Origin of the sequence: Streptomyces sp. NPDC097617, assembly GCF_044761485.1 — a bacterium.
Taxonomy (GTDB): domain Bacteria; phylum Actinomycetota; class Actinomycetes; order Streptomycetales; family Streptomycetaceae; genus Streptomyces.
The window spans coordinates 603,805-630,043 of the sequence record NZ_JBIWCL010000001.1; the positions used below are offsets into that span (position 1 = coordinate 603,805).

Sequence of the window (26,239 nt, forward strand, 5' to 3'; positions counted from 1 at the left end):
GGTCAGACCGCGGCGGCCGGAGCCGCCGGGGTCTGCGTCGCGGCCGGGATGGTGGCCTTGAGGTCCTCGTCCGTCACCGCGGCGGTGGTGCCGGCGGCGGCGACGGTCGGCGGCACGGTGACCGCGGCGATCGCCGTGGTGATGACACCCGGCTCCTCGGCGAGGGCCGGCTCCGTCTCGTTGACGTTGTGGTGGTCGACGACCTGGCGGCGCGAGATCAGCCAGATGGCCAGGCAGGAGCCGATCAGGAAGAGCGCGACCGCAGCGATGCCGACGTCACCGATGCGCATGACCAGCTCGGCACCGGCCGAGACCAGCGCGGCGGCCGGCAGGGTCAGGCCCCAGGCGATGAACATGCGGGTAGCGGTGGACCAGCGGACCACACCGCCCTTGCGGCCCAGGCCCGCACCCATGACCGCACCGGAGCACGAGTGGGTGGTGGAGAGCGAGAAGCCCAGGTTCGAGGAGGCGAGGATGACGGACGCGGCCGAGGTCTGGGCGGCGAAGCCCTGCTGCGGCTGCAGGTCGGTCAGGCCACTGCCCATGGTGCGGATGATGCGCCAGCCGCCCAGGTAGGTGCCCATCGCGATCGCCAGACCGGCGGAGACGATGACCCAGACCGGCGGGTTCGCGTCGGGCGCGATGGCGCCGCCGGCGATGAGGGCCAGGGTGATGATGCCCATCGTCTTCTGCGCGTCGTTGGTGCCGTGCGCCAGGGAGACGAGACCGGCCGAGGCGATCTGGCCGGCGCGGTAGCCCTTGGCGGAGGTCTTGTCGCCGACCTTGTTCCCCAGCTTGTACGTGACCTTGGCGGCCAGGTACGCGGCGATGCCGGCCACCAGCGGGGCGACGAGCGCGGGGATGAGGACCTTGGTGACGATGACGCTGCCGTTGACCGCGCCGATGCCGGCGGAGGCGACCGCGGCGCCGATCAGGCCACCCATCAGGGCGTGCGAGGAGCTGGAGGGGAGGCCGACCAGCCAGGTGACGAGATTCCAGAGGATCGCTCCGACCAGGGCGGCGAAGATCACCTCTGGCTGGATGCCCTCCTCGTTGACCAGTCCCTTGGAGATCGTCTTGGCGACCTCCACGGACATGAACGCGCCGACGAGGTTGAGCACGGCGGACATGGCCACCGCCGTCTTGGGCTTGAGGGCACCGGTCGAGATGGTGGTAGCCATCGCGTTGGCTGTGTCGTGGAAACCGTTCGTGAAGTCGAACACGAGAGCGGTAATGATCACGATCCCGAGGAGAAGCGTTATGTGCTCCATTTACCCAGGCTTCTGTTTGACGTCAGTGGCTCGGCGACCGTAGGCAACCTGGATGAACAAAAGGTGAACTGACGCGGGCGGAGCGGTGTACTGGCCCGGGGGGTGATCGGGTTATTCGTCCTGATTCTGACGTAGATAATGCCATTAATGCACGTCAAAGCCGGGTGAATGAACCCCTCCGTGAAGCGTTCGACGTGTACATGACCCTGCCCCTCGTGCCCCGAATGAGACCTAGATCACTCCACCCGCGTAGACCGTGGAGGGATCTCCTCCGGTGGCCCGCCCGCGGCCGCGCCCCGACACTGGAGCCGTGCGAACCGCGACAGCAACGGCTGCGGCCGTCACCACGACCCTTCTGGGTGCCGGCGCGGCCGCCGTCGCCGTCGGCCGGTACGCGGCCGACGCGGCCCTGCGGCCCGAACCCGGACGTCCGCTCCCCGGCGGGCCGAAGCTCAGCGTCCACTCCACCGCCGCCGACCGGATCACCCTGACCCGCTCCCTGGCCTCCCTGCGTCCGGGCACCTACGGCCTGGTCGCACCCGGCGTCCACGCCGTCGTCGGCCCGGTGATCCCCGACGCCGACCCCGGCCCGGACGCCGTCGTACGGCGGCTCGTCTCCGTCACCCACGGCACCCTCGAACCCGGCACCCGCGTCCGCCTCACCCCCCAGGTGTACGTCGGCAACCCGAGCACCGCCCTCGGGCTCGACCACGCCGACGTGGACGTCCCCGGGGAGCTCGGCGCCCTGCCCGCCTGGTTCGTGCCCGCGGTCCGGGACACCTGGGTGATCACCGTGCACGGCCTCGGCAGTACGCGCGAGCACCCGATGGTGGTCCTGCCCTTCCTGCACCGCCACCAGCTGCCCGTGCTCGACCTCGGCTACCGGGGCGACCTCGGCGCCCCCGCCTCCCCGGACGGCCTCGGCCACCTCGGTGAATCGGAATGGCGGGACCTGGACGCGGCCATCCGCTACGCCGTGCGCTACGGAGCCCGCCGCGTGATCCTGTACGGCTGGTCCACCGGAGCCACCATGGCCCTGTACGCGGCCGAGCGCTCGGCGCTGTCCCACCTGATCTCCGGGCTGGTGCTGGACTCGCCCGTGCTCGACTGGCACACCACCCTGCGCGGCCTCGCCGCCGCGCGCGGCACGCCGTCCGTGGTGCTGCCGCTCGCGGTCCGGGCCGCCGAGGGCCGCGCGGGCCTGCGGGCCGACCGCCGGCCGGCGGGTGCGGACCCCGGAGCGCTGCGCGTTCCCGTCCTGATCCTCCACGGCCCGGACGACGCGCTCGCCCCCTGGGAGCCCTCCCGCCGGCTCGCCGCCGCCCGCCCCGACCTCATCAGCCTGCACACCGTGCGGGGGGCCGGGCACGGCGCGATGTGGAACGCCGACCCGGCGGGCTACGAGGAGGCCCTGCGCCGCTTCCTCACCCCTCTTATGTGAAGGCCGTGGGAAGGGTCGGGCGAAGGGCCCGCAGGAAGGGCCCGCAGGAAGGGCCGGGCCAAGGTCCGTCATGTGAAGGCCCTGTGACGGACGGAGCCCTGCGGGCGGCTTGTCCCGGTCTGCACTGCGGGTGGTCGGCAGCAACGACGGGTTCCGTTTGGGCTTTCGGCCAGTGACGGGCGAGACTGCTTCCGTGACGTCCCGAAAGCCTGATGAGCAGTTGGCTCGCGACTCCAGACTCCGACTCGTCTCGCCGCGCTCCGTCGCCGCGGCCCGCAAGGCGGTGACCGACCGACGCACCCGGCCCGCGCCCAGGCCCCCGGCGGGTACGCCCGCCACGGCCGACCTCGCGAACCGGGCCCGGGCCTCGCTCGCCGATGCCGTACGCCTGACCCGCTGGGCCGAACGCAACCTCGGCGCCGGAGACGGCGGCCGGCCCGCCCCCACGGGCGCGCTGTCCGCGGCCGACGTAGAACGCGCCGCAGGGGAACTGGCACTGACGCACGGCCAGATCCGGGTCGGCTGGGACCGCGCCCGGCTCGCCGGACTGGTCGAGGTGCACGGCGGCCATGCCCGCCCCGGCTGGCGGCTGCGTGCCTGGGACCGCGACGACACCGCCGTACTGCGCGGCTGGGTCGCCCTCTTCGACGCCTGGTCACTGGTGCATCCCGCTCCCGCGGACATCGCGCCCTCGGCCGTCGCCGAGGTTGTCGAGGCCATGCCCCAACTCCTTTCCCTGCTCCAGCTGTCCGCCGGCCCGGTGACCGTGCCGGACCTGCTCGACCTGCTGGGGCAGCGCGTCACCGAACTGCGCGACGAGCGGTGCGAGATCCCCTACGAGGTCGAGCCGGCCGCGGCGCCGACGGTCGGGGCCGCGCCGACTGCCGCGCCGGCGCCGTCGGCCGGGCTCACGTCCGCCGCCGGATCCGCGGAGGCCCGCCCCGTCCCGCTCGCCCGGCTGCTGCGCTGGGCGCTCGGCGGACTCGCCGCCGTGGACGCCGTCACCCTCGGCCCCGCCCGGGCCACGCTCACCCCGCTCGGCAGCTGGGCCGTCTGGGTCAAGCTGGAGCAGATCTGCGTCGCGGCGCAGAGCCCCGCCGGGAACATCGAGCAGTCCGCCGCCGCCATGCTGCACGGCTGCGCGCGGCTCACCCCCGGTCCGGCCCGCGCCGAGTACCAGGCCTGGCTCGCCGCCCGGCCCGTCGGCCACGCCGTCGCCGAGCTGCTCCAGGCGGCCCGCGGCGAGGACGCCCTGCTGCGCGGCCTCGCCTTCGAGGCGCTGCGCGTGGTCGGCGCCCCCGCCGAGCCCGAGGTGCGCGCCGCCGTGCGCGAGCCCGCCCTGCGCCCCTACGTCCTGCTCTGGCTCGCCGAGCACGACGGGATCGACCCCGACGAGGCGCAGTACGTCCTGACCGCCGAGGAGTCGACCTGGCTGTGGGTGGACACCGCGGCCGCCATCGCCGACCACGGCGAGGCCGAGCTGCTGGCCCGCCACCTCGACTCGGCCGTGCGGACCACCGTCCCCCGGCTGCTGGACGAGGTCCGCGCGGTCGGTCATCCGCGCACCGTGCAGGTCCTCGTCGCGCTGGCCGCCGCCCACCCCGACCCGACGCTGGCCAAGGCCGTCCGCCGGGCCGCCTTCCAGGTCCACACCGGCGGCGAGTGACGGCGCGGGGCGAGGCCGACGGGCGAGGAGCAGGGGCAGGGGCGCCGTACGGGCCGCCGGGTCATACCTGCGGCGCGTACGTTCCGAAGCTCCAGACGTTGCCCTCGGCGTCACGGGCCATGTAGTCGCGGGAGCCGTAGTCCTGATCGGTGGGGCCCATGAGGATCTCCGCGCCATGCTCGACCGCCCGCCGGTGGTGCGCGTCCACGTCCTCGACCACCACATAGACCCCCGAGGGGCCGGCGCCCTGCATGGCCTTGTCGAAGGCCCCGCCGCTGCCCGAGCTGCCCAGCATCACCATGCCGTTGCCGTACGCCAGCTCGGCGTGCATCACCGAGCCGTCCTCACCCTCGTAGACGGCGACCTGGCTGAACCCGAACGCCTCGGTGAGCAGCCGGATCGCCGCCTTCGCGTCGCGGTAGACCAGCGTGGGACAGATGGACGGAACGCCTGCCATGACGATCACTCCCTCTCGTGACGGTGACCCGCGTCACACAGCATGGCAGGCGCCGCCGACGGTCAGCGGAAGGTGTTGCACTGGGCCATGTCGCCGGTCCGGTAGCCCTGGTAGAACCACTGCTGACGCTGCTCGGCCGAGCCGTGCGTCCAGGACTCCGGGGTCACCCGGCCCTGGAACTTCTCCTGGATCCGGTCGTCGCCGACCGCCGCGGCCGCGTCCAGCCCGTCCCTGATGTCGGCGTCGGTCAACGTCTTGATCAGCGGCCGCCCCGTGGAGGCGTCCGCGACATTCGTGGCGTTGTGCGCCCACACCCCCGCGTAGCAGTCGGCCTGCAGCTCGACCTTGACCGCGTTGCTGTTCGCGCCCTGCCTGCCGTCCTGCGCCCGCTGGAGCGTGCCGGTCAGGTTCTGGATGTGGTGCCCGTACTCGTGGGCGACGACGTACGCCTGCGCGAAGGGGCCGCCGGTCGCACCGAACTTCGTCCGCAGCTCGTCGAAGAAGTCGAGGTCCAGATAGACCTTGCGGTCCGCGGGGCAGTAGAAGGGGCCCACCGCCGCGGTCGCCATCCCGCACGCGGTGTTCACCCGGTCCTCGAAGAACACCGTCTTCGCCGGGCTGTACTGGCCACCGCGCCGGGCGAACTCCTGCTTCCAGAAGGCCTGGGTGCTCCTGACCACCGCCACCAGCCGGCAGTCCTCGCGCGTGTTCGCGTCCTGCCCCGACGTACAGGCCTGCTGCACTTCCTCGACCGACGAGGAGGCCGGCGCCGGCTGCTCCGTGGGGGACAGCCCCAGCTGGTCCGGCCCCACCCCGAACAGCAGCCCCATGACCAGCGCGATGAGACCGACGATGCCGCCGCCGACGGTGGCCTTCCCGCCCGGGATGCGGCTGCCGCCGCGCCTGTCCTCGACCTCGGAGCCGTCGAGTCTGGCGTCGTCGTCGAACTGCATCCCGCACCGCCCTCCACTCGTCGTACAGGTACGGCCGCGTCTGCACCCTTGCGGCGAGTATCAACCCATTCATTCCGGTACGCGCCCCGGCCACCCCCGGGACCACTGGGCCGGACGGGGGATGCGGGGGAGCGGCTCACGGCCGCCGGCCGGCCGGGCCCGCGCCCGGAAACCAGTTGCACAGCCCCGGTAGAATGTCTCGCATGGCACATCTCCTCGCGGATTAGCGGCGTCGAGGCTTCGCGTCCTGCCCCCCCTTCCGCCGTCCCCCCGCTCTGGAGTATTTCCGTGATCACCGCCACCGGCATCGAGCTGCGCGCCGGCGCCCGCATCCTTATCGAGTCCGCCTCCTTCCGCGTCGCCAAGGGCGACCGCATCGGCCTGGTCGGCCGCAACGGGGCGGGCAAGACCACCCTCACCAAGTGCCTCGCGGGCGAGGGCCAGCCCGCCGCCGGTTCGATCGCCCGCTCGGGCGAGGTCGGCTACCTCCCGCAGGACCCGCGTACCGGCGACCTCGACGTACTGGCCCGCGACCGGATCCTCTCCGCCCGCGGCCTCGACGTGCTCATCAAGAAGATGCGCATGAACGAGGAGCGCATCGCCACCGGCTCCGGGGGCACCCGGGACAAGGCGATGAAGCAGTACGAACGCCAGGAGACGGAGTTCCTGACCAAGGGCGGCTACTCCGCCGAGGCGGAGGCCGCGACCATCTCGGCCGCCCTCGGCCTGCCCGACCGCGTGCTCGGCCAGCCCCTGCACACCCTCTCCGGTGGTCAGCGCCGCCGCGTCGAGCTGGCCCGGATCCTCTTCTCGGACGCCGACACCCTGCTCCTCGACGAGCCCACCAACCACCTCGACGCCGACTCGATCGTCTGGCTGCGCGACTACCTGAAGACCTACCGCGGTGGCTTCATCGTCATCTCCCACGACGTCGACCTGGTCGAGACCGTCGTCAACAAGGTCTTCTACCTGGACGCCAACCGCTCCCGGATCGACGTCTACAACATGGGCTGGAAGCTCTACCAGCAGCAGCGCGAGGCCGACGAGAAGCGCCGCAAGCGCGAGCGCCAGAACGCCGAGAAGAAGGCCGCGGCCCTGAACTCGCAGGCCGACAAGATGCGCGCCAAGGCCACCAAGACCGTCGCCGCCCAGAACATGGCCAAGCGCGCCGACCGGCTGCTCGCGGGCCTGGAGGCCGTCCGCATCTCCGACAAGGTCGCCAAGCTCCGCTTCCCGGACCCGGCGCCCTGCGGCAAGACCCCGCTGACCGCCGAGGGCCTGTCGAAGTCGTACGGCTCGCTGGAGATCTTCACCGACGTCGACCTGGCCATCGACAAGGGCTCCCGCGTCGTCATCCTCGGCCTCAACGGCGCCGGCAAGACCACCCTGCTGCGCCTGCTCTCGGGTACGGAGAAGCCGGACACCGGCACGGTCGTCCCCGGCCACGGCCTCAAGCTCGGCTACTACGCCCAGGAGCACGAGACGCTGGATCCCGAGCGCACGGTCCTGGAGAACATGCGCTCCTCCGCGCCCGACCTGGACCTGGTCGCCGTACGCAAGACGCTCGGCTCCTTCCTCTTCTCCGGGGACGACGTGGACAAGCCGGCCGGGGTGCTCTCCGGCGGCGAGAAGACCCGCCTCGCCCTGGCCACGCTGGTCGTCTCCTCGGCGAACGTGCTCCTCCTCGACGAGCCCACGAACAACCTCGACCCGGCCAGCCGCGAGGAGATCCTGGGCGCGCTGCGCACCTACAAGGGCGCGGTCATCCTCGTCACGCACGACGAGGGCGCCGTCGAGGCGCTGGAGCCGGAGCGGATCATCCTGCTCCCGGACGGCGTCGAGGACCTGTGGGGACCGGACTACCGGGACCTGGTGGCCCTCGCCTGAGCGGGTTCCGGTTCCCGTTCCGCTTCTGATCCAGTTCCTTATGGATCATTCGGCTCACGGGTGATCCATCATCTGAGTGAGACGGTCTCGTACCGTTGCGCGTCGTACGACGGCCCTGGCCGCACCCGTGGAGGTGCGCGACCGGGGCCGTTCGTTTTCCGGTTCCGCGCCCCTGACCTGGTGGTTTCCGGCGGGGGCGGCGGAGTGTGACGGAGGTCATGCAGCGGAATGGAAGATTCCGTTCTGCTCGGGCGTCCACCGCTCGGGAAATGCCGTCGTACCGACCTTGCTGAATGGGTGGCCAGGAAGCGTGAGAGGGGTGATCATGAGAAGTCCAGAGCGCACTTCCCATGAGGAGGCACGGGTGGCCGAGACTCTGAAGAAGGGCAGCCGGGTAACCGGCGCCGCGCGCGACAAGCTCGCGGCAGACCTGAAGAAGAAGTACGACTCCGGTGCGAGTATCCGGGCGCTGGCCGAAGAGACCGGCCGGTCCTACGGATTCGTTCACCGGATGCTCAGTGAGTCCGGGGTTTCGCTACGTGGTCGCGGTGGCGCGACACGCGGCAAGAAGGCGGCCACGGCCTGACCCCGGCCCCATCGGTTCCAACGCGGCAACCGTTTCAAGGTTCATCATGATCCGACGATTCCTTCGGTGACCCCCGGTCGGCCTTCCGGTCGGCTGGGTGGTTACTGTGCAGTCACTTACGGCCGAGCTTGCGGCCGACTGCACACCGGAGGCATGACAGATGGCTCTGCTCGACAAGGACGGCGTACGACTTACCGTCGACGACACGGTCGCCACGGTGACACTGACCAATCCGGCCAAGCGAAATGCCCAATCCCCCGCGCTCTGGCGGGCTTTGGCCGAGGCCGGGAGGTTGTTGCCGGGCACCGTCCGGGTCGTCGTGCTGCGCGGTGAGGGCAAGTCCTTCTCCGCAGGGCTCGACCGGCAGGCGTTCACCCCCGAGGGTTTCGAGGGCGAGCCGTCCTTCCTCGATCTGGCGCGCGGTTCGGACGAACTGCTCGACTCCACGATCGCCGAGTACCAGGAGGCATTCACCTGGTGGAGGCGTAACGACATCGTCTCCGTCGCCGCCGTGCAGGGGCACGCGATCGGCGCCGGCTTCCAGCTCGCGCTCGCGTGCGACCTGCGCGTGGTCGCGGACGACGTGCAGTTCGCCATGCGCGAGACCAGCCTGGGCCTGGTCCCCGACCTGGCCGGCACCCAGCCGCTGACCTCCCTGGTCGGCTACGCCCGTGCGCTCGAGATCTGCGCCACGGGCCGCTTCGTGCATGCCGAGGAGGCGGAGCGCGTCGGCCTCGCCAACCTCGTGGTCGCGCCCGACGAGCTCGACGCCGCCGTCCAGGACCTCACCACGGCCCTGATCGCCCCGCCGCGCGACGCCGTGATCGAGACGAAGACACTTCTGCGCTCCGCCACATCCCGGCCCTACGACGATCAGCGCGCCGCCGAGCGCGCGGCGCAGGCCCGCCGCCTGCGGGATCTGGCCGGTCTCTCCGACTGACGGCCGCCGCGGTCCGGTCGGCGTCCCGGCGAAAGTCGGCGGGCCGACCGGCGTAGTCCCGGGGCGCCGACGCGGTCCGGCGCCTAACGTGGTGCGGAGTGAGTCCGCCACCCACGCGAAGGGACATGCGCGATGACCGAATCCGCAGCAGGGGGCTTCGGCAAGGAGCCCGGCGAGAGGGGACGTACGTCCATCGCCGACGGGGTGGTCGAGAAGATCGCCGGGCTGGCCGCCCGCGAGGTGGTCGGCGTACACGCCATGGGCAGCGGCAGCGGCCTCTCCCGTACTTTCGGCGCCGTCCGCGACCGGGTGCCGGGCGGCGGCAAGGCCGGTGTCAGCCGCGGGGTCAAGGCAGAGGTCGGCGAGGTCCAGACGGCCCTCGACCTGGAGATCGTCGTGGACTACGGCGTCTCGATCCGCGACGTGGCACGGGCGGTCCGGGAGAACGTCATCTCGGCGGTCGAGCGGATGACGGGCCTGGAGGTCGTCGAGGTCAACATCGCGGTCAGCGACGTCAAGCTGCCCGATGAGCCCGACGAGGAACCGGAATCCCGTCTCCAGTAGCCGAGAGGAGCCCGCATGAGCATGGCGATCGCCGGACTCTTCGCCGGCATGGCCCTGGCGTTCGCCGGGTACTTCGGCGGCTTCGGAGCCTTCCTGCTGGTGGCGGCCCTTGGCGCCATCGGCTTCGTCGCGGGGCGGTTCCTCGACGGGGACCTGGAACCCGGGGACCTGTTCCGCCGCCGCGACGACCGGCGCGGGTGAGGCGCCGATGAGCAGCAGCAGCCCGCCGCGCTCCACCGCGCCCCGCGTCGCCGCCGCCGACCGCGGGTCGACCCGGATCGCCGACCGGGTCGTCGCCAAGATCGCGGCCCAGGCCGCCCGGGAAGTGCTCGACACGACCTCGGGCGCGCCCGCGCACGCCACCGTCACGGTGCACCACGACATCGCGCGGGTCCGGGTCAGCCTGGAGCTGGACTACCCCTCCGACCTGGCTGCCCAGTGCGCGGCCGTACGCCGCCAGGTCGCCCTGCGCGTCGAGGAGTGCGCGTCGATGTCCGTCCCCGAGGTGGACATCGACATCGAGCACCTGCACTCCACCCACACCCGGACCGCCCCCGGGCGGGACCGGCGGCTGCGGTGACGGCCCCGCGCTCCGTTCGCGTGCGCCGGTTCCGCTCCGTCCGGCGGGTCCCCGCCGCGCTCACCGCCCTGGTTCTGCTCGGTGTGGCGGTCCTGTTCCTGTACGACCTGGCCGCCGTACGGGCCGACCGGCCCGGGATGAGCTGGCGCCGCGACCTCGCCGACCTCCTGGCGACGCACACACCCGCGGACCTGGGGGTGCAGCTGATCGCCGGTGCCGCGGCGCTGGTCGGGGCCGTGCTCCTGCTGCTCGCGCTGGCCCCGGGGCTCCGCGGGATCCTGCCGATGCTGCCCCCGGACCCGGGGGCGGGCGTACGGGCCGGGCTCGGGCGCAAGGACGCCGCTCAGGTCCTGCGGGACCGGGCCATGGAGGTGTCCGGGGTGCGGTCCGTCCGGGTCAGGGTGCGCCGCTCCCACGTCGGGGTACGGGCCACCTCGCACTTCCGCGAGCTGGACGACGTACGGGCCGACCTGGACGCGGCCCTGGCCGTCGGCATCGAGGAACTGGGGCTCGCCCACCCGCCGCAGCCGCGCGTGCGGGTCAGGAGGTGACGGGATGCTCGGGATGGTGAACCGGATCCTGCTGGCGGTGGCCGGAGCGGTCCTGCTGGCCGCGGGGACCGTGGTGCTGACGGGCGCGTGGCCGCTGCACGGCCGCCACGCGCCGCTGCTGAGCGAGCTGACCCGCAGCCGCTACTGGCACGCCGACGGCTGGTGGTGGTGGGCGGTGATCGCGGGGCTCGTCGTGGGCGTGCTGCTGGCGCTGTGGTGGCTGCTGTCCCAACTGCGGCGCTCCCGGCTGGGAGCGGTCTTCGTGGACACCGGTGACGGGGCGTTCGCCCTGCTCCGCGGGCGTGCGCTGGAGGCGGCGGTGGCCGCGGAGGCCGGCGCGCTGGACGGCGTCGCCGGCTGCCGGGTCGCCCTGCGCGGGCGGCGCGGGTCGCCGGCGCTGCGGGTCGCGCTGGAACTGGAACCCCACGCGGTGCCCGCCGACGCCCTGGCCGCCGTGGCCGGACCGGTCCTCACCCACGCCCGGACCTCGGCGGGCCTCGCGGAACTGCCCGCGGAGGCCCGCCTCAAGGTGACCTCCCACCGGGCCCAGCGCGTGACGTAGCCGGCGCGGACCCGGCGCGGCCCGGCGCGGCCCGGCGCGGCCCCGGACGCGAAGCGTCAGAAGCCGTGCCGGGAGCCGCCGTCGACCGGGAGCATGACACCCGTCAGGTACGAGGCCGCCGGGGAGAGCAGGAAGGCCGCGGTGCGGCCGAACTCCTCCGGGGCGCCGTAGCGGCGCAGCGGGATACGCGACTCGTTGCCCGCCCGCGCGGCCTCGGCGTCGCCCGACAGCGCGTCGAGCTCGCGCACCCGGTCGGTGTCGATGCGCGCCGGAAGCAGGCCGACGACCCGGATCCCGCGCGGTCCCAGCTCCAGGGAGAGGGACTTCGCGAAGCCGGCGAGGCCCGGGCGCAGTCCGTTGGAGATGGTCAGGCCGGGGATCGGCTCGTGGACCGAGCCCGACAGGACGAAGCCGATGACCCCGCCCTCGCCCAGCTCGGCGGCGGCGGCCCGGGCGAGGCGGACGGCGCCCAGGAAGACCGACTCGAAGGCCGCCGCCCACTGCGCGTCGGTGTTGTCCGCCGCGAAGCCCGGCGCCGGGCCGCCGACGCTGATGAGGATGCCGTCGAGGCGGCCGAAGCGCTCCCGCGCGGTGGCGACGAGCCGCGCGGCCGCCTCCGGGTCCGAGTTGTCGGCCGCCGCACCGACCGCGTTCGGTCCGAGCTCGGCGGCGGCGTCGGCCGCCCGCTTCTCGTCCCGGCCCGTCAGGAGGACCTTCGCGCCGTCGGCGGTCAGTTCCCGGGCGCAGGCGAGGCCGAGGCCGCGCGTGGCCCCGGTGACGATGTAGACACGGTCTTTCAGTCCAAGATCCATGCCGACACGCTACGCCGTCGCCGGCTCCTGCCGGGAGGCTTCGGCCCCGGCCGCCTCTTCCTCGCGCTCGCGCCTCTCCCGGCGTACGAGGACGACCCAGCCCACCGGAACCGCGCCGGTGAACAGCCACCACTGGACGGCGTACGCCATGTGCGGGCCGATCGAGTCGTGGTCGGGGTCGGCGATGGTCTCCGGGCCGCCGTCGCCCGGCTGCGGAGCCGTCAGCTCCATGTACCCGCCGAGGACCGTCCGGCCCAGGTACTCGGCCTGCCGCGTGCTGTTGATCAGCATCACCTGACGGTCCGGCAGGCCCTTGCGGTCCTTGATGCCGCTGCCGCCGCTCGTCTCGTCCGCCTTCAGCCGGCCGGTGACCGTGACCTCGCCGGTGGGCGGGGCGGGCACCGGCGGGTAGGCGCGCGGGTCGTCGCCGCCCGGCACCCAGCCCCGGTTGACCAGGACCACCCGGCCGTCGGAGAGGACCAGCGGGGTCAGGACGTGGAAGCCGACCTTGTCGTCGTTGTCGGTGCGCATCCGTACGACGACCTCGTGAGCGGTGTCGTAGCTGCCGGTCGCGGTGACGGCACGCCAGAAGTCGGCGCGGGGCACGCGGTGCCCGGGGGAGGTGACCTCGGTCACGGGGACCGGCTTCGCCCGCAGGTTCGCCTCGATCAGCTGGTTCTGCGCGACCCGGTGCTCATGGCGGTGGTACTGCCAGAACCCCAGCTTGATCATCACGGGGATGAGGGCGAGGGCGATCAGGGTGAGGAACACCCACTGCCGGGTCAGCACAAAGCGGTACACGCCCACGACGGTACCCGCAGGGCGAAGGACCCCGGCAGCCGGGTGGCCGTCCGGGGTCGTGGCGTACGGAACGGGGTGACGGACGAGTGTCGGACGAGTGCGGGACGACGGTCGGACGGATGCCGTGGCGCGGGGGAGCGCAGGAGGGTCAGACGCGGTCGACGATGCCCACCTTCCCCTCCGCCCGGGCGCAGTGCGCCCCGCAGAACCACTGCCCCTCGACCTCGACGCCCTGGCCGATGATCGAGACCCGGCAGTGCTCGCAGACGGGCGCCATGCGGTGGATGGCGCAGGAGAAGCAGTCGAAGACGTGCACGGCGCCCTGCGCGTGCACCTCGAAGGACATGCCGTAATCGTTTCCGCAGACCTCACAACGTGCCATGCGCCGAATGCTGCGCACGGGGAAGGGACGGAACAAGATCCAGCGGGGTGAGTCGCCGCGCCTGCACCCGGCCGGCGCAACGGCCGTCCGGATCAGGACTCGGCCGGAGCCACGTCCCGCAGCAGCTGTGTGAAGGCCGCCTCGTCGACGACCGGGGTGCCGAAGCTCTTCGCCTTGACCGTCTTGGAGGTCGCGGAGTCGGGGTCGTTGGTCACCAGGAGACTGGTGAGCCGCGACACACTCGTCGCGATGTGCAGGCCCGCCTCGACCGCACGGTCCTCCAACAGCTCCCGCTCCACCGAGGTGTCACCGGAGAAGGCGATCCGCATGCCCTGCTTCAGCGGCTTGCTGTCCTCGTAGCGCCCAGGATTCGGGTGCGGGCACGGCGGCCGCTTGCGCGAGGGCCGCCAGCTGCCGCCCCGGTAGGAGGACTGGTACCCCACCCTCGGGGTGGCGGCGGAGTCCGACCACTCGGTCAGCGGCCGGCATTCCAGCAGCGGCAGCCGTACGCCGCCCTCCGCGGCCGCGTGCAGCGAGGGGCGGAACGCCTCCGCGAGCACCCGGGCGTCGTCGAGTGCGTGGTGGGCACGCTGCTGGACCACGCCGAAGTGCGCGGCGAGCGACTCCAGCTTGTGGTTGGGCAGCGGCAGGCCCAGTTCCTTCGACAGGGCGATGGTGCAAAGCCGCTGGCGGACCGGCGCGGTCGCCGCGGCCCGCGCGTACTCCCTGGCGATCATCTGCCAGTCGAAGATGGCGTTGTGCGCGACCAGCACCCGGTCCGCGAGCCGGTCGGCGAACTCCTCGGCGATGTCCTCGAAGAGCGGGGCGTCGGCGAGCATCGCGCTCGTCAGCCCGTGGATCCACACCGGTCCCGGGTCGCGCCGCGGGTTGACCAGCGTGTACCAGTGGTCCTCCACATTGCCCTGGGCGTCGAGCCGGTAGACGGCTGCGGAGACTATCCGGTCGTCGCGAGCGAGTCCGGTGGTCTCCACGTCGACGACCGCGTACCCCTGTGGGTACGCGGTCGGCCACATCGTCTCTGCGGTCGTACGGTCGGCGAGCATGGTCACAGAGGATATCGGCCCCGACTGACAGCTGTGGCCGTGCCGGTCTACGGACCCGGCTCGAGCAGGGCGTGCACCAGGGCCCGCACGGACAGCAGGAACAGCCGGTCCGGGTCCGCCGGGCGGGCCAGGGCGCGGGCGAGGGCCGGGTCGTGGGGGGCCGTGGCCGGGTCCCGGAGCTCGCTCTCGGCCGGGGACTGCGCGGGAGCGCGTTCGCGGTTGCGTTCGACCAGCAGGTACCCGACGACCTGGAACTGGACGGCGCGCACCGCGTCCGCCGCCCGGGAGCCGCGCAGCCCGGCGGCGTGCACCTCGTGGACGAGCGCCTGCTGGGCGGGCAGGAACATCCGCTCGGTGAGCCCGCGTTCGTGGACCATCGCGATCAGGTGCGGACGCGCGCGCAGTTCGCGGCGCAGGATCCGGGCCACCGTCAGGATCCGCTCGGCGGGGGTGTGGCCGGCCGGCCGGATCGCGCCCATCTCGTCGACGGTGCGCTGCACGAGCGCGTCGAGGAGGGACTCCCGGTTGCCGACGTGCCAGTAGATGGACGTCACCGCGGTCCCCAGCTCGGCGGCGAGCTTGCGCATGGTGAGGGCGGCCGGGCCGTGCTGCTTGACCAGCGAGGCGGCGGCCTCCAGTACCTCGTCGCGGGTGAGCGTGGTTCTGGCCACGGCCGTCCACCACCAATCTGTCGGCTCGTCAATTCTGTTGCGTGCAGGGGTCTTTACCCTTCATCGGTGGCGGTGTAACTGTGTTACAGACCCGACCCCGAGTTGAGGGATGGTGCGAGAGATGGCACGCGTACGGTACGGAGCGCGGACCGAGGCCGAGATCGCGGCGTCGCGCGAGAAGAGCTCGAAGCTCCCCGACATCTGGTCCACCGGTGTCGTGGCCGTCTGGGAGAGCGACCCCGACGTGGTGGCGGCCGTCCTGCCGCCGCCGCTGAAACCGGCCGACCGGCCCCTCGTACGGGCCAACATCAGCAAGGTCGACCTGCCCGGCTACCCGCTCGGCGCCGGCTCGGTGGCCGTCGCCGCCCGGCACGACGGGGTCGAGGGCTGGTACCCCCTGGTCATGCCGATGACCCACGAGCGCGCCCTGACCGGCGGCCGCGAGGTCTTCGGCGAGCCGAAGAAGCTGGGCGAGGTCACCGTGGAGCGCGACGGCCTCGTCGTCCACGCCTCCCTCGCCCGGCACGGCATCGCGTTCGTCGAGGTGCGTGGCGCGGTGGACCGCGTACTGCCGCTGCCCGAGCCCGCCCGGAAAACCGACTTCTACTTCAAGTTCCTCCCCGCGGTGGACGGTTCGGGATTCGACATCGACCCGGTGCTCGTGCACTGCACCCGCAACGAGAAGGTCCGCAAGCTGGAGCACGTCACCGGGGACGTCGTGCTGCGGGAGTCGATGTTCGACCCGGTCGCCGACCTTCCCGTCCGCCGGATCGTGGAGATCACCATCGGGGAGAAGACCACCGACCAGAAGGGCCGGGTCGTGGAGCGGGTCAGCGCCCGGGCTCTGCTCCCGTACATCCACCAGCGCTACGACGACCCCCTGCAGATCCTCGACGGACCGCCCGAGGGGAGTGTCTGACATGCGACTCGAACCGGGACAGGTGGCCGTCGTCACCGGAGCGGCCGGCGGCATCGGCCTCGCGATGGCCCACCGCTTCGCCGCCGAAGGACTGAAGGTGGTCCTCGCCGACGTGGAGGAGTCCGCCCTGCGCAAGGCCTCCGACGAACTCGTCGCGGACGGCGCCCAGGTCCTCGCCAGGGTGGTCGACGTCAGCGACCGCGACTCCGTGACCGCGCTGGCGGACGCCGCCTACGAGACCTTCGGCGCCGTGCACGTGCTCTGCAACAACGCGGGCGTCGGCTCCGGAGCCGAGGGCCGGATGTGGGAGCACGAGCCCAACGACTGGAAGTGGGCCTTCTCCGTCAATGTGTGGGGGGTCTTCCACGGCATCCAGGCCTTCGTCCCCCGCATGATCGCCTCCGGCGTGCCCGGCCACATCGTCAACACCTCCTCGGGCGACGGCGGCATCGCCCCCCTGCCCACCGCCTCCGTGTACGCCGTCACCAAGGCGGCCGTGGTCACCATGACCGAGTCGCTCTACGCCCACCTCAAGGCGGAGGGAGCCGCCGTCGGGGCCTCCGTCCTCTTCCCCGGACCGCACATGCTGCGCACCGGACTGTGGGAGTCGCACCGAAACCGGCCCGAGCGGTATGCGAAGCAGCGGCCGCGCAAGGCCCCGTACCGCAGCCTCGACCAGTACGAGGCCGCGATGAAGCAGGCCGGCCACGAGGTGCGCTTCACCCCGGTCGAGGAGGTCGCCGAGCACGTCGTCGACGGCATCCGCGCCGACCGCTTCTGGATGCTCCCGGCCGGCGAGCACAGCGACCGGCAGATCCGCGCCCGGTCGCAGTCGATGCTCGACCGGTCCAACCCCGCCTACCTGGAAAGCTTCATCCTCGACTGAGGGGCGTCTGTGGTGAGTACGAACGAAGACCCGTACCTGATCATCTCCTCCGACTGCCACGCGGGCCTGCCCACCGAGCAGTACCGGCCCTACCTGGACTCCCGCTTCCACCCCGCATTCGACGAGTTCCTCGGCGAGCGCGACGCCCGCCGCGCGGAGGCCACCCGCCTGGGCGTCCGCAACGAGGCCTTCGCCGAGAAGTGGTTCCACGACCACGAGGAAGGCCTCAAGGGCGGCTGGGACACCGGCCAGAGGCTGAAGGAACTCGACGGCGACGGCGTGGCCGCCGAGGTCGTCTTCCCCGACGCGGACGCCGTCGACAGCCAGACCGCCGCCCCCTTCGGCGTCGGCCTCGGCCTCTCCGGCGACCAGGACCCCGAGCTCGGCATGGCGGGCGCCCAGGCGCACAACCGCTGGCTCGCCGAGTTCGTCGGGCAGCACCCGGAACGCCACTGCGGAGTCGCCCTGCTCCCCATCACCGGCGAGCCGAAGAAGGTCGTCGCCGAGATCCACCGGGCCAAGGAGTCCGGGCTGGGGGCGCTGATGATCCCCGCGATGTGGGTGGACAAGGCGCCCTACCACGACCGCCGCTACGACCCCGTCTGGGCGGCGGCGGCCGAGACGCAGATGCCGATCGTCACCCACTCCGGGTCCTCGCCGCGCCACGAGTACGGCGACCACCTGGGCATCTTCGTCTCCGAGGTCACCTGGTGGCCGGCCCGGCCGCTGTGGTTCCTGCTCTGGTCCGGGGTCTTCGAGCGCCACCCCGGCCTGAAGTTCGGCGTCGCCGAGTCGGGCTGCTGGTGGCTGCCCAACCAGCTGTGGTTCATGGACCGGCTCTACCTGGGCGCGCACGGCGGCAAGAAGCTCTCGCCGTTCGAGGAGCTGAAGCGGCCGCCGAGCGAGTACCTGGACCGCCAGGTCTTCATCTGCGCGACGAACACCAAGCGCCGGGAGCTGGCGCAGCGCTACGAGATCGGCGTCGACAACATCCTGTGGGGCTCGGACTTCCCGCACCCCGAAGGCACCTGGCCGAACACCCGGACCTGGCTGAAGAACACCTTCCACGACATCCCGGTCGCGGAGACCCGCAGGATGCTCGGACTCGCGGCGGCCGAGGTCTTCGGCTTCGACACCGCGAAGCTGGCCCCGATCGCCCGCCGCATCGGCCCCACCCCGGCGGAGTTGGGCCAGTCCCCGGACCAGACGGCGGTGGAGGCCTCCTGGGCCCGCTCCCGCGAGGTGGGCCGCCACTGGCTCACCGACAACGACTTCCCGGTCCTGGGGGTGAACCCGTGACGTCCGAGGACCGCTACACGGTGATCTCGGCCGACTGTCACGCGGGCGCCGACCTGCTGGACTACAGGCCGTACCTGGAGAAGCGCCACCACGAGGACTTCGACGCCTGGGCCGCCACGTACGTGAACCCGTACGAGGACCTCCTCGCGGACACCGCCGACCGTAACTGGAACTCGGCGCGGCGCCTCGCGGAGCTGGAGGCCGACGGCATCGTCGCCGAGGTCGTCTTCCCCAACACCATCCCGCCGTTCTTCCCCAAGGCCTCCCTGATGGCCCAGCCGCCGACGGCCGCCGAGTGCGAGATGCGGTGGGCGGGGCTCCAGGCGCACAACCGCTGGCTGGCGGACTTCTGCGCGGACGCGCCGGGGCGCCGGGCGGGGGTGGCGCAGATCCTGCTGAACGACGTGGACGCGGCGGTCGGGGAGATCCGCCGGGCGAAGGCGGCCGGCCTGACGGGCGGCATCCTGCTGCCGGGCGTCCCGCCCGGCTCCACGGTCCCGGAGCTCTACTCCGCCGCCTACGACCCCATCTGGGCGGTGTGCGACGAGCTCGACGTCCCGGTCAACCACCACGGCGGGTCGGCCTCACCGCCGCTGGGCGACGAACCGGCGGCGAGGGCCGTCTTCATGGTGGAGACCACCTGGTTCTCGCACCGCGCCCTGTGGCACCTCGTCTTCGGCGGGGCCTTCCGCCGCCACCCGGGCCTCAAGCTGGTCCTGACGGAGCAGGGCTCGGGGTGGATCCCCGGCGTGCTGGAGATGCTGGACTACTACCACGGCCGCCTGGTCGCGGCGTCGGCCACGGCCGAGTCCAAATTCGGGGCGGGGCTCGCGGAGTCGATGGGCAGGGGCCCGAGCGAGGTGTGGCGGGACAACTGCTTCGTGGGAGCGAGCTTCATGCGCCCCCACGAGGTCCCGCTGCGGGAACGGATCGGCCTCGACAAGATCATGTGGGGCAGCGACTACCCCCACGACGAGGGCACCACCCCCTTCTCCCGCGAAGGCCTCCGCATCGCCTACGCGGGCCTCCCGCGCGAGGAGGTCGCCGCGATGGTCGGCGGCAACGCGGCGCGCGTGTACGGCTTCGACCTCGCCGTGCTGGACGCGGTCGCGGCGAAGCACGGCCCGCTGGTCTCGGAGATCGCCGAGCCGTTGACGGCCGTGCCCCCGCAGGCCACCAGCCCGGCCTTCGCCCGCGGCGGCTCGGTCCGCGTCTGGTGACACCGGATCCCGCCGCGGCGGCTCAGGCCTTGAGCAGGAGCCGCTCCGGCGGGAACGGGTCGGCGCCGAGCACTTCCGTGCCGCGGTACACGTGGACGGTCAGTTCCGGCAGCCCGGCCAGAGGGGTGAGGTCAACCGTGTGGCAGGCGCTGAAGGTGAGGCTGGTCAGCCCGGTCAGCTCCCGCCACGCTCCCGTGCCGGCGGTGAGCCGGCAGTCGGCCAGCCACAGCGTGGCCAGCCGGGGGAACCGCAACAGCTCCGCCGGGTCCAGGTCATGATGGTGGATCATCTGCAACCGGGTGAGGTCCGGAGGTCGCCGTACGGTCCGCAGTTCATGGCTCTGACGGCTTCCCGTGACGCTGAGTATGTCGAGGTCGGGCCAGCGCTCCAGGCCGTCCAGGGACATGTCCTCCGTCCCCTCGTAGAGCCACAGGCCGGTCAGGGCGGGCAGTCCCGGAAACTCTCCCACGGAGGGGAGGCCGCCCGTTCCACCCAGCCCCAAGGCGGTCAGGCCGGGCAGCCGGTCCAGGATCCCCAGCGTGACCCGCGGCGTGCCGATGGTGAACAGGCTCTTCAGCGCCAGGTCCGAGAGAGGGCCGAGGTCGCTCATGCCGCGGCAGTCGTTCAGGCTGAGGTGGGTCAGCCCGCGCAGTGCGGCGAGCGGCTCGATGTCGGTCAGGTCGGGCGAGTCCAGCACGTACAGGTCCCGCAGGCCCCGCCGTGACGCGACCTCGGCAGGGATCGTGCGGATGCCGAAAAGCCGCAGGCGTTCGTACTGGTCGAGGTCCTCCAGGCAGGCGAGCTGCTCGGGAGTCCGTACCGTCAGCACTCCGGCGCCCAAAGTGGCGTCCGCGAGGACCGCGTCGCTGTACGTGCGGGCATCGAACCGGCCCCAGGCGTCGTCGAGTTCCTGCACCGCCGCCGGGCGGGTCTCCCCGCGGAACCGGCGGATCACCGACAGGGCGCGCTCCCCGCCGAGCAGGGCCGCCGTACGGATGGTCCCCGCCACCTCCGAATCGCTGGGCGTCTCCGCCGGGGACGGCAGCAGATCCAGGACCAATGCGCCCGCCCTGGCCAGTTCCTCGGCCTGCTCCGGGCCGCGGGGCGGCAGCAGGTCCATGGCGCGTCCCATCACCGCCGTGGCGACCCCCCGGTCCAGCTCGGGGGCGTGTTCCAGGCAGGCCGCCGCCAGGAGGACGAGCCGGTTGCGGGCGCCCTTGACCCGGTCCGCCCGGCGGAGCAGGCCGCGCAGCAGGCGGGCGCGTTCGTCCGGGCGTGGCCCACCGCCATGCGAACCACGTCGTCCCAGGAGTCGTCCTGCGCGTTCTTCACCAGCACGCCGAAGTCCCGCGACTCCACCGCCGCCTTGGCGCCCAGGTAGTCCTGGAAGGTGCGGTGGACGAAGACCACCGACCCCGGGGTCGGCTCCAGGAGCAGGCCGCTGCGGATCAGCAGGTGGGTGAAGACCTGCTCGGCCCCGCCCTGCACCCGCACCTGCGGCATCGCGTCGAGCCACTCGCCCACCATCTCGACGGCCTCGGCCCGGGAGGTCTCCAGCTGGCCGTTGCGGATCAGCCAGTACGCGAGCCGCTGGAGCAGACCGATCTGCTCCTCGCGGGTCAGGTGGACCCCCTCGACCCCGCAGATGTCCCGCTCGGTGTCCCGCCGCACCAGCAGCATGTCCAGCGCCGCGTCGTACAGCTCCTTGCGGGCCCGGGGCAGCTGCATCCGGCGGTCCTGGTTCAGGGCGCACAGCAGCGCGCACATCAGCGGGTTCGTCGCCAGCCGGGCCAGGTCCCGCCGGGAGGTGACCGCCTCCAGCAGCGAGGCCTCGTACGCGTCCACCTCCTGCCCCTCCGCGCGCGCCGCGGCGTGCCAGTGCGCCACGAAGGCCCGGATGTCCTGCTGCTCCATCGGCAGCATCGAGTGCGGGGCGAATCCCTGCCCCGTCAGCCAGTCCTCCGGGACCGCCGACGGGCGCGTGGTCACCACGTACCGCGCCTTCGGAAAGGCGGAGACCAGCGAGCGAAGCCAGGTCTGCGTGCGGGTGCGCAGCCGCTGGGGGACCTCGTCGACCCCGTCCACCAGGACCAGCGCCCGGCCGCTCAGCATGAGGTCCTCGACCCACCCGGCCGGCGCCGAGAGCGGTACGCCCGAGGCGCGGAGGAACTCCTCCGGCAGCGGCAGGCGCTCCCCCTTGGCGCGGACATCATCTCGCGAACCGCTGGTAACCCCGATGGATACCGATCGGTAACAACCCCTAGCGGCACCCCCGACAGCGCCTCTATGGTGCGGGACATGCCGAACCTGCCCGATGTCGTGCTGTGGTCCATACCTGCCTTTGTGCTGCTCACCGTCATTGAGGTGGTGAGCTACCGGCTCCATCCCGACGAGGATGCCGCCGGCTACGACACCAAGGACGCCGCCACGAGCATCACCATGGGGCTGGGCAGTATCGGCTTCGACCTGCTCTGGAAGATCCCGGTCGTCGCGGCCTTCACCGCCGTCTACGAACTGACCCCGCTGCGCGTGCCGTTCCTGTGGTGGACCGCCCTGCTGATGCTGCTCGTCCAGGACTTCCTGTACTACTGGCAGCACCGCCTCCACCACGTCATCCGCATCCTGTGGGCCTGCCACGTGGTCCACCACAGCAGCAAGCGGTTCAACCTCACCACCGCCCTGCGCCAGCCCTGGACCAGCGCCACCACCTGGTGGTTCTACCTGCCCATGGTGGCCCTCGGCGTGCATCCGGCGGCGATCCCGTTCTGCTACGGACTCAACCTGCTCTACCAGTTCTGGGTCCACACCGAGCGCATCGGGAAGCTGCCGCGGCCCTACGAGTACGTCTTCAACACGCCCTCCCACCACCGCGTCCACCACGCCTCGCAGGGCGGCTACCTGGACCGCAACTACGGCGGCATCCTGATCATCTGGGACCGGATGTTCGGTTCCTGGGTGGGGGAGACCGACCGGCCCGTCTACGGCCTCACCAAGAACATCGGCACCCACAACCCGCTGCGCGTGGCCACCCACGAGTACGCCGCCATCGCCCGCGACGTACGCGCCGCCGGGAGCTGGAGCGAGCGCGCCGGCCGGGTCTTCCGCGGCCCCGGCTGGCAGCCGGCCTCGGCCCGGCAGACCGCAGTCCCGGCACCGTCCTCCGCCCCCGAGGCCCCCGCCCCCGCGCCCGCCGCCGAGACCCGGCCCTCCGTGCAGGAGACCAGCGCGTGAGCACCGCCGAGTCCCCGGGCCGCCCCGCTCCCTCCTGGGCCGCCGACCGCGAGCCCGCCACGAGGGAGCGCCTGGGCCGTATCGCCCTCGTGGCCTTCGCCGTGGCCGCCGCCGTCGACCTCGTCTCGCTGCTGGCCGGCTGGCACCTCGGCCACGTCATCGCCAAGCCGCTGCTCATGCCGCTGCTGGTGACCCACATGGCCACCCGCGGCGCGCCCCGCCTGCTGCTCGCCGCCCTGCTGTTCGGCTGGGGCGGGGACCTGGCCCTGCTCTTCGACGCCGAGATCGCCTTCCTCGTCGGTATGGGCTCCTTCGCCGTCGGGCACGTCTGCTACCTCGTACTGTTCGGCAAGCGGCCCGCGAACCCGCTGCTCGGGGGCGGGTACGCGCTCGCGCTCCTCGGCACCGTCGCACTGCTGTGGTCCGATCTCCCGGCCGATCTGCGGATCCCGGTGGCCGGCTACAGCCTGCTGCTCACCGCCATGGCCTTCCGTTCCAGCGCCCTCGGCGTGCGGGCCGGTATCGGCGGTGCGCTGTTCCTGCTCTCGGACACCCTCATCGCCTCCGGCGTCGCGGAGTGGCCCCAGCTGCCCCGCCCGGACTTCTGGATCATGGCCACCTACCTGGCCGCCCAGTACCTGCTGGCCACCGGCGCGACCACCCGCGAAGCAGGCGTACCGTAGGACGGTCGTCAGTCGTACAAGACTGAATTACCCCGAGCCGGAGGACTGCACCACCATGCGCGCCACCGTCATCCACGCCCCGCACGACATCCGCGTGGAGGAGGTGCCCGACGCTGCGATCCAGCGCCCCGAGGACGCCGTCGTCCGCGTCCTGCGTGCCTGTATCTGCGGCAGCGACCTGTGGGCCTACCGCGGCGAGGCCGCGCGCCAGCCCGGCCAGCGCATCGGCCACGAGTTCCTGGGCATCGTCGAGGAGACCGGCTCGGCCGTGTCCGGCCTGCGCGCCGGCGACCTCGTCGTCGCGCCCTTCATGTGGTCGGACGGCACCTGCGAATACTGCGTCGAGGGCCTGTTCACCTCCTGCGAGCACGGCGGCTTCTGGGGCTCGGTCGGTCACGACGGAGGCCAGGGCGAGGCCGTCCGCGTCCCGCACGCCGACGGCACCCTGGTGAAGCTGCCCGCCGAGGCCGTCTCCGACGACCACCTGCTGACCGGGCTCCTCGCCCTGTCCGACGTCATGGGCACCGGTCACCACGCCGCGCTGGGCGCGGGCGTGCGCGAGGGCTCCACGGTCGCCGTCGTCGGTGACGGCGCGGTCGGCCTGTGCGGCGTCCTCGCCGCCAAGCGGCTGGGCGCCGAGCGCATCATCGCGCTGGGCCGTCACACCGTACGTACCGACATAGCCAAGCTCTTCGGGGCCACCGATGTCGTCGCCGAGCGGGGCGAGGCGGCCGAGGCGGCCGTGCGCGAGCTCCTCGGCGGCCGGGGCGCGCACGCGGTCATCGAGGCGGTCGGCACCGAGCAGTCCATGCGCACCGCCGTGAACATCACCCGCGACGGCGGGGCCATCGGCTACGTCGGCGTCCCGCACGGCAGCGGCACGGGCCTCGACCTCGGCGTCATGTTCGACCGCAACATCACGCTGCGCGGTGGTGTGGCCCCGGTCCGCGCCTACATACCGGAGCTGCTGGAGGACGTCCTCAGCGGCGCGATCGACCCGGCTCCGGTTTTTGACCGGGCCGTGTCCCTGGACGAGGTCCCGGACGGCTACCGGGCGATGGACGACCGCAGCGCGCTCAAGGTCATGATCAAGCCCTGACCGGCTGACCGGCTGACCGGCTGACCGGCTGACGGGTTGAACGGGAGGGCGGGCCGGGCGGGGTGATTCCCCGCCCGGCCCGCCCTTTTCACCGCCGCCGTACGAAGGGCACGACGGGCGTGAAGGGCGCTACTTCACGGCCTTGAGCGCGTCGATCACGCCGTAGCCGTAGTAGCCCGTCTGGCCCCACTTGCTCTTGCAGGTGGTGGCGTCGACCAGGGTGCCCGCGGCGTCGTAGATCTGCGTCGGGCAGGACGCCTTCGTCGACTGGGCCTTGAGCATCGCCTGGAGCTGCGAGGGCGTGGCCGACGGGTGGGCGCTCTTGAGGAGCGCGGCGACGCCCGAGACGTGCGGCGCGGCCATCGAGGTGCCCTGCTTGTAGCCGTAGAGCCCGCCCGGGACGGTCGACAGCACGCGGCCGTTGGCGTCCGGGGTGTTCGGGACCTGCCACTTGTCGCCGCCGGGGGCGGCCACGTCCACGACCCCGAGGCCGTAGCTGGAGTAGTACGAGCGCAGGCCCTGGTCGCCGGTCGCCGAGACGGTGACCACACCCGGCAGCTGCGTCGGCAGGTCCAGGCAGACCTTGGGATCGATGGTGCGCGGCACCGGGGTGGTGTCGTTCGGGCTGGTCTCGTCGACGAGGGAGTCGGCCGCCAGGTCCTGGTCGGAGTTGCCGGCCGAGGCGACGTGCAGCGTGCCCTTGCGCTCGGAGTACTTGGTGGCCCGCCCGATGGCCTCCACCAGCGCCTTCTGGTCGTCGTCGGACTTGCAGTTGAAGAGCCAGGGGTCGACGTAGTAGCTGTTGTTGGTCACCTCGATCCCCTTCTCGGCGGCGAACATGAAGCCGCAGACGACCGCCTCGGTGTAGAAGAGGCTGGTCCCGGGCTCGCTCACCTTGATCGCGGCGATCTTCACGCCCGGCGCGACACCGCTGACGCCGATGCCGTTGCGCGCGGCTCCGATGGTGCCGGCCACGTGCGTGCCGTGGTCGCTGCCGTCGGCGTACGGGCGCCAGGCGCCCTCGGTGGTGTCGGCGACGCCGCCCACGCAGTTGGCCGACTGGCTCTTGGAGAAGTTCGGGGCGAGATCGGGGTGGGTGTCGTCCACGCCCGTGTCGATGATGCCCACCGTGACGTTCCGGCTGCCATCGTTGATCTTGTGAGCCTTGTCGGCCTTGATCGTCCGCAGGTCCCACTGGTTGGGCTCCAGCGGCTCCTGACCCTCCTGGGCCGCTGCCGCCGCCTTGGCGGCGTCCGCCGCGCTCAGCTGCTGGGTCGTGCCCTCCTCGGTGGTCTGCACGGCCGACATCGGGGCCGTCCGGGTGGCGCCGACCGACACGAACAGGCCGCGCTGGGCCCGCAGCTGCTTGGCGAAGTCCGGGTTCTGCGAGTGTGCGACGACGACCCCGATCTGCTCATAGGCCGTCACCACCGTTCCACCGGCCCGCTCGATCGCCTTCTTCGCCGCCTTCACGGTGGCGTACGCGTTCAGGTTGGCCACGTACGACAGCTTGGGGCCGGACGTGTCGGCCTTCGAGGCCGCCGCCGCGTCGGCCGTGGTGCCCAGCGGGGCGGCGGAGGCCGAGACCGCGGGCAGGAGGGCGAGCGAAGCGGTGAGAGCCAGGCCGACCGGTACGGCGAGAGCACGACTGCGCTTCTTGGGCGCACGTGACCCCAGCTGATCCATGGGTTCTCCAGATCATCTTCGAAAGCCG

28 protein-coding genes are annotated in these 26,239 nt (G+C 72.2%); 17 read left to right on the forward strand and 11 right to left on the reverse strand.

Annotation, left to right across the window (positions count from 1 at the left end):
- Positions 1 to 2 precede the first annotated feature (2 nt).
- Positions 3 to 1,271, reverse strand: coding sequence for an anion permease (locus ACIQZO_RS02880; RefSeq protein WP_403618984.1), 1,269 nt, complete (start codon positions 1,269 to 1,271; stop codon positions 3 to 5).
- 310 nt (positions 1,272 to 1,581) lie between these two features.
- On the opposite strand from ACIQZO_RS02880, the gene ACIQZO_RS02885 reads away from it, so the two are divergent.
- Together ACIQZO_RS02885 and ACIQZO_RS02890 are read left to right on the forward strand one after the other, a co-directional pair.
- Positions 1,582 to 2,712 (forward strand): alpha/beta hydrolase family protein, encoded by a 1,131-nt coding sequence (locus ACIQZO_RS02885; protein ID WP_403618987.1) that lies wholly within the window; start codon positions 1,582 to 1,584, stop codon positions 2,710 to 2,712.
- Between the two features lie 193 nt (positions 2,713 to 2,905).
- The gene (locus ACIQZO_RS02890) at positions 2,906 to 4,378 is read left to right on the forward strand and encodes a hypothetical protein (RefSeq protein WP_403618990.1); all 1,473 of its coding nucleotides are present in this window, start codon (positions 2,906 to 2,908) and stop codon (positions 4,376 to 4,378) included.
- Positions 4,379 to 4,439: 61 nt separating this feature from the next.
- Here ACIQZO_RS02890 and ACIQZO_RS02895 read toward each other — a convergent pair whose 3' ends face one another.
- Both ACIQZO_RS02895 and ACIQZO_RS02900 read right to left on the reverse strand, forming a co-directional pair.
- Positions 4,440 to 4,835: a VOC family protein gene (locus ACIQZO_RS02895; RefSeq protein ID WP_403618993.1), complete on the reverse strand. Its 396-nt coding sequence runs from the start codon at positions 4,833 to 4,835 to the stop codon at positions 4,440 to 4,442.
- A gap of 62 nt (positions 4,836 to 4,897) precedes the next feature.
- Positions 4,898 to 5,788, reverse strand: a complete 891-nt coding sequence (locus tag ACIQZO_RS02900; RefSeq protein WP_403618996.1) for a neutral zinc metallopeptidase — start codon at positions 5,786 to 5,788, stop codon at positions 4,898 to 4,900.
- 288 nt (positions 5,789 to 6,076) lie between these two features.
- Between ACIQZO_RS02900 and ACIQZO_RS02905 the strand changes: the two genes are divergently transcribed.
- The 8 genes from ACIQZO_RS02905 (at position 6,077) to amaP (ending at position 11,458) form a co-directional block, all read left to right on the forward strand.
- Positions 6,077 to 7,675 carry an ABC-F family ATP-binding cassette domain-containing protein gene (locus tag ACIQZO_RS02905; protein WP_403618998.1) on the forward strand — a complete coding sequence of 533 codons (1,599 nt, stop codon included), beginning with the start codon at positions 6,077 to 6,079 and terminating at the stop codon, positions 7,673 to 7,675.
- 364 nt (positions 7,676 to 8,039) lie between these two features.
- On the forward strand, positions 8,040 to 8,261 hold the full coding sequence (locus ACIQZO_RS02910) for a helix-turn-helix domain-containing protein (protein ID WP_030010789.1): 222 nt from the start codon (positions 8,040 to 8,042) through the stop codon (positions 8,259 to 8,261).
- Positions 8,262 to 8,421: 160 nt separating this feature from the next.
- Positions 8,422 to 9,201, forward strand: a complete 780-nt coding sequence (locus tag ACIQZO_RS02915; RefSeq protein ID WP_403619001.1) for an enoyl-CoA hydratase/isomerase family protein — start codon at positions 8,422 to 8,424, stop codon at positions 9,199 to 9,201.
- Positions 9,202 to 9,333: 132 nt separating this feature from the next.
- The gene (locus tag ACIQZO_RS02920) at positions 9,334 to 9,765 is read left to right on the forward strand and encodes an Asp23/Gls24 family envelope stress response protein (protein WP_403619004.1); all 432 of its coding nucleotides are present in this window, start codon (positions 9,334 to 9,336) and stop codon (positions 9,763 to 9,765) included.
- Positions 9,766 to 9,780: 15 nt separating this feature from the next.
- The gene (locus tag ACIQZO_RS02925) at positions 9,781 to 9,966 is read left to right on the forward strand and encodes a hypothetical protein (RefSeq protein ID WP_030010792.1); all 186 of its coding nucleotides are present in this window, start codon (positions 9,781 to 9,783) and stop codon (positions 9,964 to 9,966) included.
- 7 nt (positions 9,967 to 9,973) lie between these two features.
- A complete protein-coding gene (locus ACIQZO_RS02930; RefSeq protein ID WP_403619007.1) occupies positions 9,974 to 10,345 on the forward strand; it encodes a hypothetical protein in 372 nt (123 codons plus the stop codon).
- Positions 10,342 to 10,896 carry a DUF6286 domain-containing protein gene (locus tag ACIQZO_RS02935; protein WP_403619010.1) on the forward strand — a complete coding sequence of 185 codons (555 nt, stop codon included), beginning with the start codon at positions 10,342 to 10,344 and terminating at the stop codon, positions 10,894 to 10,896. Before ACIQZO_RS02930 ends, ACIQZO_RS02935 begins: the two co-directional genes overlap by 4 nt.
- A 4-nt stretch (positions 10,897 to 10,900) precedes the next feature.
- The gene (gene amaP / locus ACIQZO_RS02940) at positions 10,901 to 11,458 is read left to right on the forward strand and encodes an alkaline shock response membrane anchor protein AmaP (protein ID WP_403619013.1); all 558 of its coding nucleotides are present in this window, start codon (positions 10,901 to 10,903) and stop codon (positions 11,456 to 11,458) included.
- Between the two features lie 56 nt (positions 11,459 to 11,514).
- Here amaP and ACIQZO_RS02945 read toward each other — a convergent pair whose 3' ends face one another.
- The 5 genes from ACIQZO_RS02945 to ACIQZO_RS02965 all read right to left on the reverse strand — a co-directional run bounded on the left by ACIQZO_RS02945 (position 11,515) and on the right by ACIQZO_RS02965 (position 15,188).
- A complete protein-coding gene (locus ACIQZO_RS02945; protein WP_403619016.1) occupies positions 11,515 to 12,270 on the reverse strand; it encodes an SDR family oxidoreductase in 756 nt (251 codons plus the stop codon).
- 9 nt (positions 12,271 to 12,279) lie between these two features.
- Positions 12,280 to 13,071, reverse strand: a complete 792-nt coding sequence (locus ACIQZO_RS02950; RefSeq protein ID WP_403619019.1) for an SURF1 family protein — start codon at positions 13,069 to 13,071, stop codon at positions 12,280 to 12,282.
- Positions 13,072 to 13,219: 148 nt separating this feature from the next.
- A complete protein-coding gene (locus ACIQZO_RS02955; protein WP_078938101.1) occupies positions 13,220 to 13,453 on the reverse strand; it encodes a hypothetical protein in 234 nt (77 codons plus the stop codon).
- A gap of 92 nt (positions 13,454 to 13,545) precedes the next feature.
- Entirely contained in the window at positions 13,546 to 14,523 is a 978-nt protein-coding gene (locus tag ACIQZO_RS02960) for a DEDDh family exonuclease (RefSeq protein ID WP_403619023.1), read from the reverse strand.
- Between the two features lie 41 nt (positions 14,524 to 14,564).
- Complete coding sequence (locus ACIQZO_RS02965) at positions 14,565 to 15,188, reverse strand: TetR/AcrR family transcriptional regulator (protein ID WP_403619025.1); 624 nt, start codon at positions 15,186 to 15,188, stop codon at positions 14,565 to 14,567.
- Between the two features lie 121 nt (positions 15,189 to 15,309).
- Between ACIQZO_RS02965 and ACIQZO_RS02970 the strand changes: the two genes are divergently transcribed.
- From ACIQZO_RS02970 to ACIQZO_RS02985, 4 genes are read left to right on the forward strand one after another with little or no spacing between them, the layout of a single operon-like run.
- Positions 15,310 to 16,107 carry an acetoacetate decarboxylase family protein gene (locus ACIQZO_RS02970; protein ID WP_403619028.1) on the forward strand — a complete coding sequence of 266 codons (798 nt, stop codon included), beginning with the start codon at positions 15,310 to 15,312 and terminating at the stop codon, positions 16,105 to 16,107.
- A gap of 1 nt (position 16,108) precedes the next feature.
- The gene (locus tag ACIQZO_RS02975; RefSeq protein WP_403619031.1) at positions 16,109 to 16,993 is read left to right on the forward strand and encodes an SDR family NAD(P)-dependent oxidoreductase; all 885 of its coding nucleotides are present in this window, start codon (positions 16,109 to 16,111) and stop codon (positions 16,991 to 16,993) included.
- A 12-nt stretch (positions 16,994 to 17,005) separates the two neighbouring features.
- A complete protein-coding gene (locus ACIQZO_RS02980) occupies positions 17,006 to 18,292 on the forward strand; it encodes an amidohydrolase family protein (protein WP_403619033.1) in 1,287 nt (428 codons plus the stop codon).
- The gene (locus ACIQZO_RS02985; protein ID WP_403619036.1) at positions 18,289 to 19,512 is read left to right on the forward strand and encodes an amidohydrolase family protein; all 1,224 of its coding nucleotides are present in this window, start codon (positions 18,289 to 18,291) and stop codon (positions 19,510 to 19,512) included. The genes ACIQZO_RS02980 and ACIQZO_RS02985 overlap by 4 nt, the downstream gene beginning before the upstream one ends.
- A 22-nt stretch (positions 19,513 to 19,534) precedes the next feature.
- On the opposite strand, the gene ACIQZO_RS02990 is transcribed toward ACIQZO_RS02985, so the two are convergent.
- Both ACIQZO_RS02990 and ACIQZO_RS02995 read right to left on the reverse strand, forming a co-directional pair.
- On the reverse strand, positions 19,535 to 20,632 hold the full coding sequence (locus ACIQZO_RS02990) for a hypothetical protein (protein WP_403619039.1): 1,098 nt from the start codon (positions 20,630 to 20,632) through the stop codon (positions 19,535 to 19,537).
- Between the two features lie 11 nt (positions 20,633 to 20,643).
- Positions 20,644 to 21,897, reverse strand: coding sequence for an NACHT domain-containing protein (locus ACIQZO_RS02995; protein WP_403619042.1), 1,254 nt, complete (start codon positions 21,895 to 21,897; stop codon positions 20,644 to 20,646).
- Between ACIQZO_RS02995 and ACIQZO_RS03000 the strand changes: the two genes are divergently transcribed.
- The 3 genes from ACIQZO_RS03000 to ACIQZO_RS03010 are packed head-to-tail and all read left to right on the forward strand — an operon-like array spanning position 21,811 to position 24,525.
- Entirely contained in the window at positions 21,811 to 22,743 is a 933-nt protein-coding gene (locus ACIQZO_RS03000; RefSeq protein WP_403619045.1) for a sterol desaturase family protein, read from the forward strand. The genes ACIQZO_RS02995 and ACIQZO_RS03000 overlap by 87 nt on opposite strands.
- The gene (locus ACIQZO_RS03005; protein ID WP_403619047.1) at positions 22,740 to 23,426 is read left to right on the forward strand and encodes a lysoplasmalogenase; all 687 of its coding nucleotides are present in this window, start codon (positions 22,740 to 22,742) and stop codon (positions 23,424 to 23,426) included. Before ACIQZO_RS03000 ends, ACIQZO_RS03005 begins: the two co-directional genes overlap by 4 nt.
- A gap of 55 nt (positions 23,427 to 23,481) precedes the next feature.
- Complete coding sequence (locus tag ACIQZO_RS03010; RefSeq protein ID WP_403619050.1) at positions 23,482 to 24,525, forward strand: zinc-dependent alcohol dehydrogenase family protein; 1,044 nt, start codon at positions 23,482 to 23,484, stop codon at positions 24,523 to 24,525.
- Positions 24,526 to 24,654: 129 nt separating this feature from the next.
- Here the strand turns inward: ACIQZO_RS03010 and ACIQZO_RS03015 are convergent, their stop codons facing one another.
- Positions 24,655 to 26,211 (reverse strand): S8 family serine peptidase, encoded by a 1,557-nt coding sequence (locus ACIQZO_RS03015; RefSeq protein ID WP_403619053.1) that lies wholly within the window; start codon positions 26,209 to 26,211, stop codon positions 24,655 to 24,657.
- Positions 26,212 to 26,239 lie beyond the last annotated feature (28 nt).

Excerpts from the sequence above, each read along its gene's own strand:
- ACIQZO_RS02970 (WP_403619028.1), top strand. The coding sequence starts at position 15,310 with ATGGCACGCGTACGGTACGGAGCGCGGACCGAGGCCGAGATCGCGGCG.
- ACIQZO_RS02990 (WP_403619039.1), bottom strand. The coding sequence starts at position 20,632 with ATGGACCTGCTGCCGCCCCGCGGCCCGGAGCAGGCCGAGGAACTGGCC.
- ACIQZO_RS03000 (WP_403619045.1), top strand. The coding sequence starts at position 21,811 with ATGCCGAACCTGCCCGATGTCGTGCTGTGGTCCATACCTGCCTTTGTG.
- ACIQZO_RS02930 (WP_403619007.1), top strand. The coding sequence starts at position 9,974 with ATGAGCAGCAGCAGCCCGCCGCGCTCCACCGCGCCCCGCGTCGCCGCC.
- ACIQZO_RS02945 (WP_403619016.1), bottom strand. The coding sequence starts at position 12,270 with ATGGATCTTGGACTGAAAGACCGTGTCTACATCGTCACCGGGGCCACG.
- ACIQZO_RS02900 (WP_403618996.1), bottom strand. The coding sequence starts at position 5,788 with ATGCAGTTCGACGACGACGCCAGACTCGACGGCTCCGAGGTCGAGGAC.
- ACIQZO_RS02895 (WP_403618993.1), bottom strand. The coding sequence starts at position 4,835 with ATGGCAGGCGTTCCGTCCATCTGTCCCACGCTGGTCTACCGCGACGCG.
- ACIQZO_RS02955 (WP_078938101.1), bottom strand. The coding sequence starts at position 13,453 with ATGGCACGTTGTGAGGTCTGCGGAAACGATTACGGCATGTCCTTCGAG.
- ACIQZO_RS03015 (WP_403619053.1), bottom strand. The coding sequence starts at position 26,211 with ATGGATCAGCTGGGGTCACGTGCGCCCAAGAAGCGCAGTCGTGCTCTC.
- amaP (WP_403619013.1), top strand. The coding sequence starts at position 10,901 with ATGCTCGGGATGGTGAACCGGATCCTGCTGGCGGTGGCCGGAGCGGTC.
- ACIQZO_RS02915 (WP_403619001.1), top strand. The coding sequence starts at position 8,422 with ATGGCTCTGCTCGACAAGGACGGCGTACGACTTACCGTCGACGACACG.
- ACIQZO_RS02995 (WP_403619042.1), bottom strand. The coding sequence starts at position 21,897 with ATGGAGCCGGTAGCTCACCACCTCAATGACGGTGAGCAGCACAAAGGC.
- ACIQZO_RS02925 (WP_030010792.1), top strand. The coding sequence starts at position 9,781 with ATGAGCATGGCGATCGCCGGACTCTTCGCCGGCATGGCCCTGGCGTTC.
- ACIQZO_RS03010 (WP_403619050.1), top strand. The coding sequence starts at position 23,482 with ATGCGCGCCACCGTCATCCACGCCCCGCACGACATCCGCGTGGAGGAG.
- ACIQZO_RS02920 (WP_403619004.1), top strand. The coding sequence starts at position 9,334 with ATGACCGAATCCGCAGCAGGGGGCTTCGGCAAGGAGCCCGGCGAGAGG.
- ACIQZO_RS02880 (WP_403618984.1), bottom strand. The coding sequence starts at position 1,271 with ATGGAGCACATAACGCTTCTCCTCGGGATCGTGATCATTACCGCTCTC.
- ACIQZO_RS02975 (WP_403619031.1), top strand. The coding sequence starts at position 16,109 with ATGCGACTCGAACCGGGACAGGTGGCCGTCGTCACCGGAGCGGCCGGC.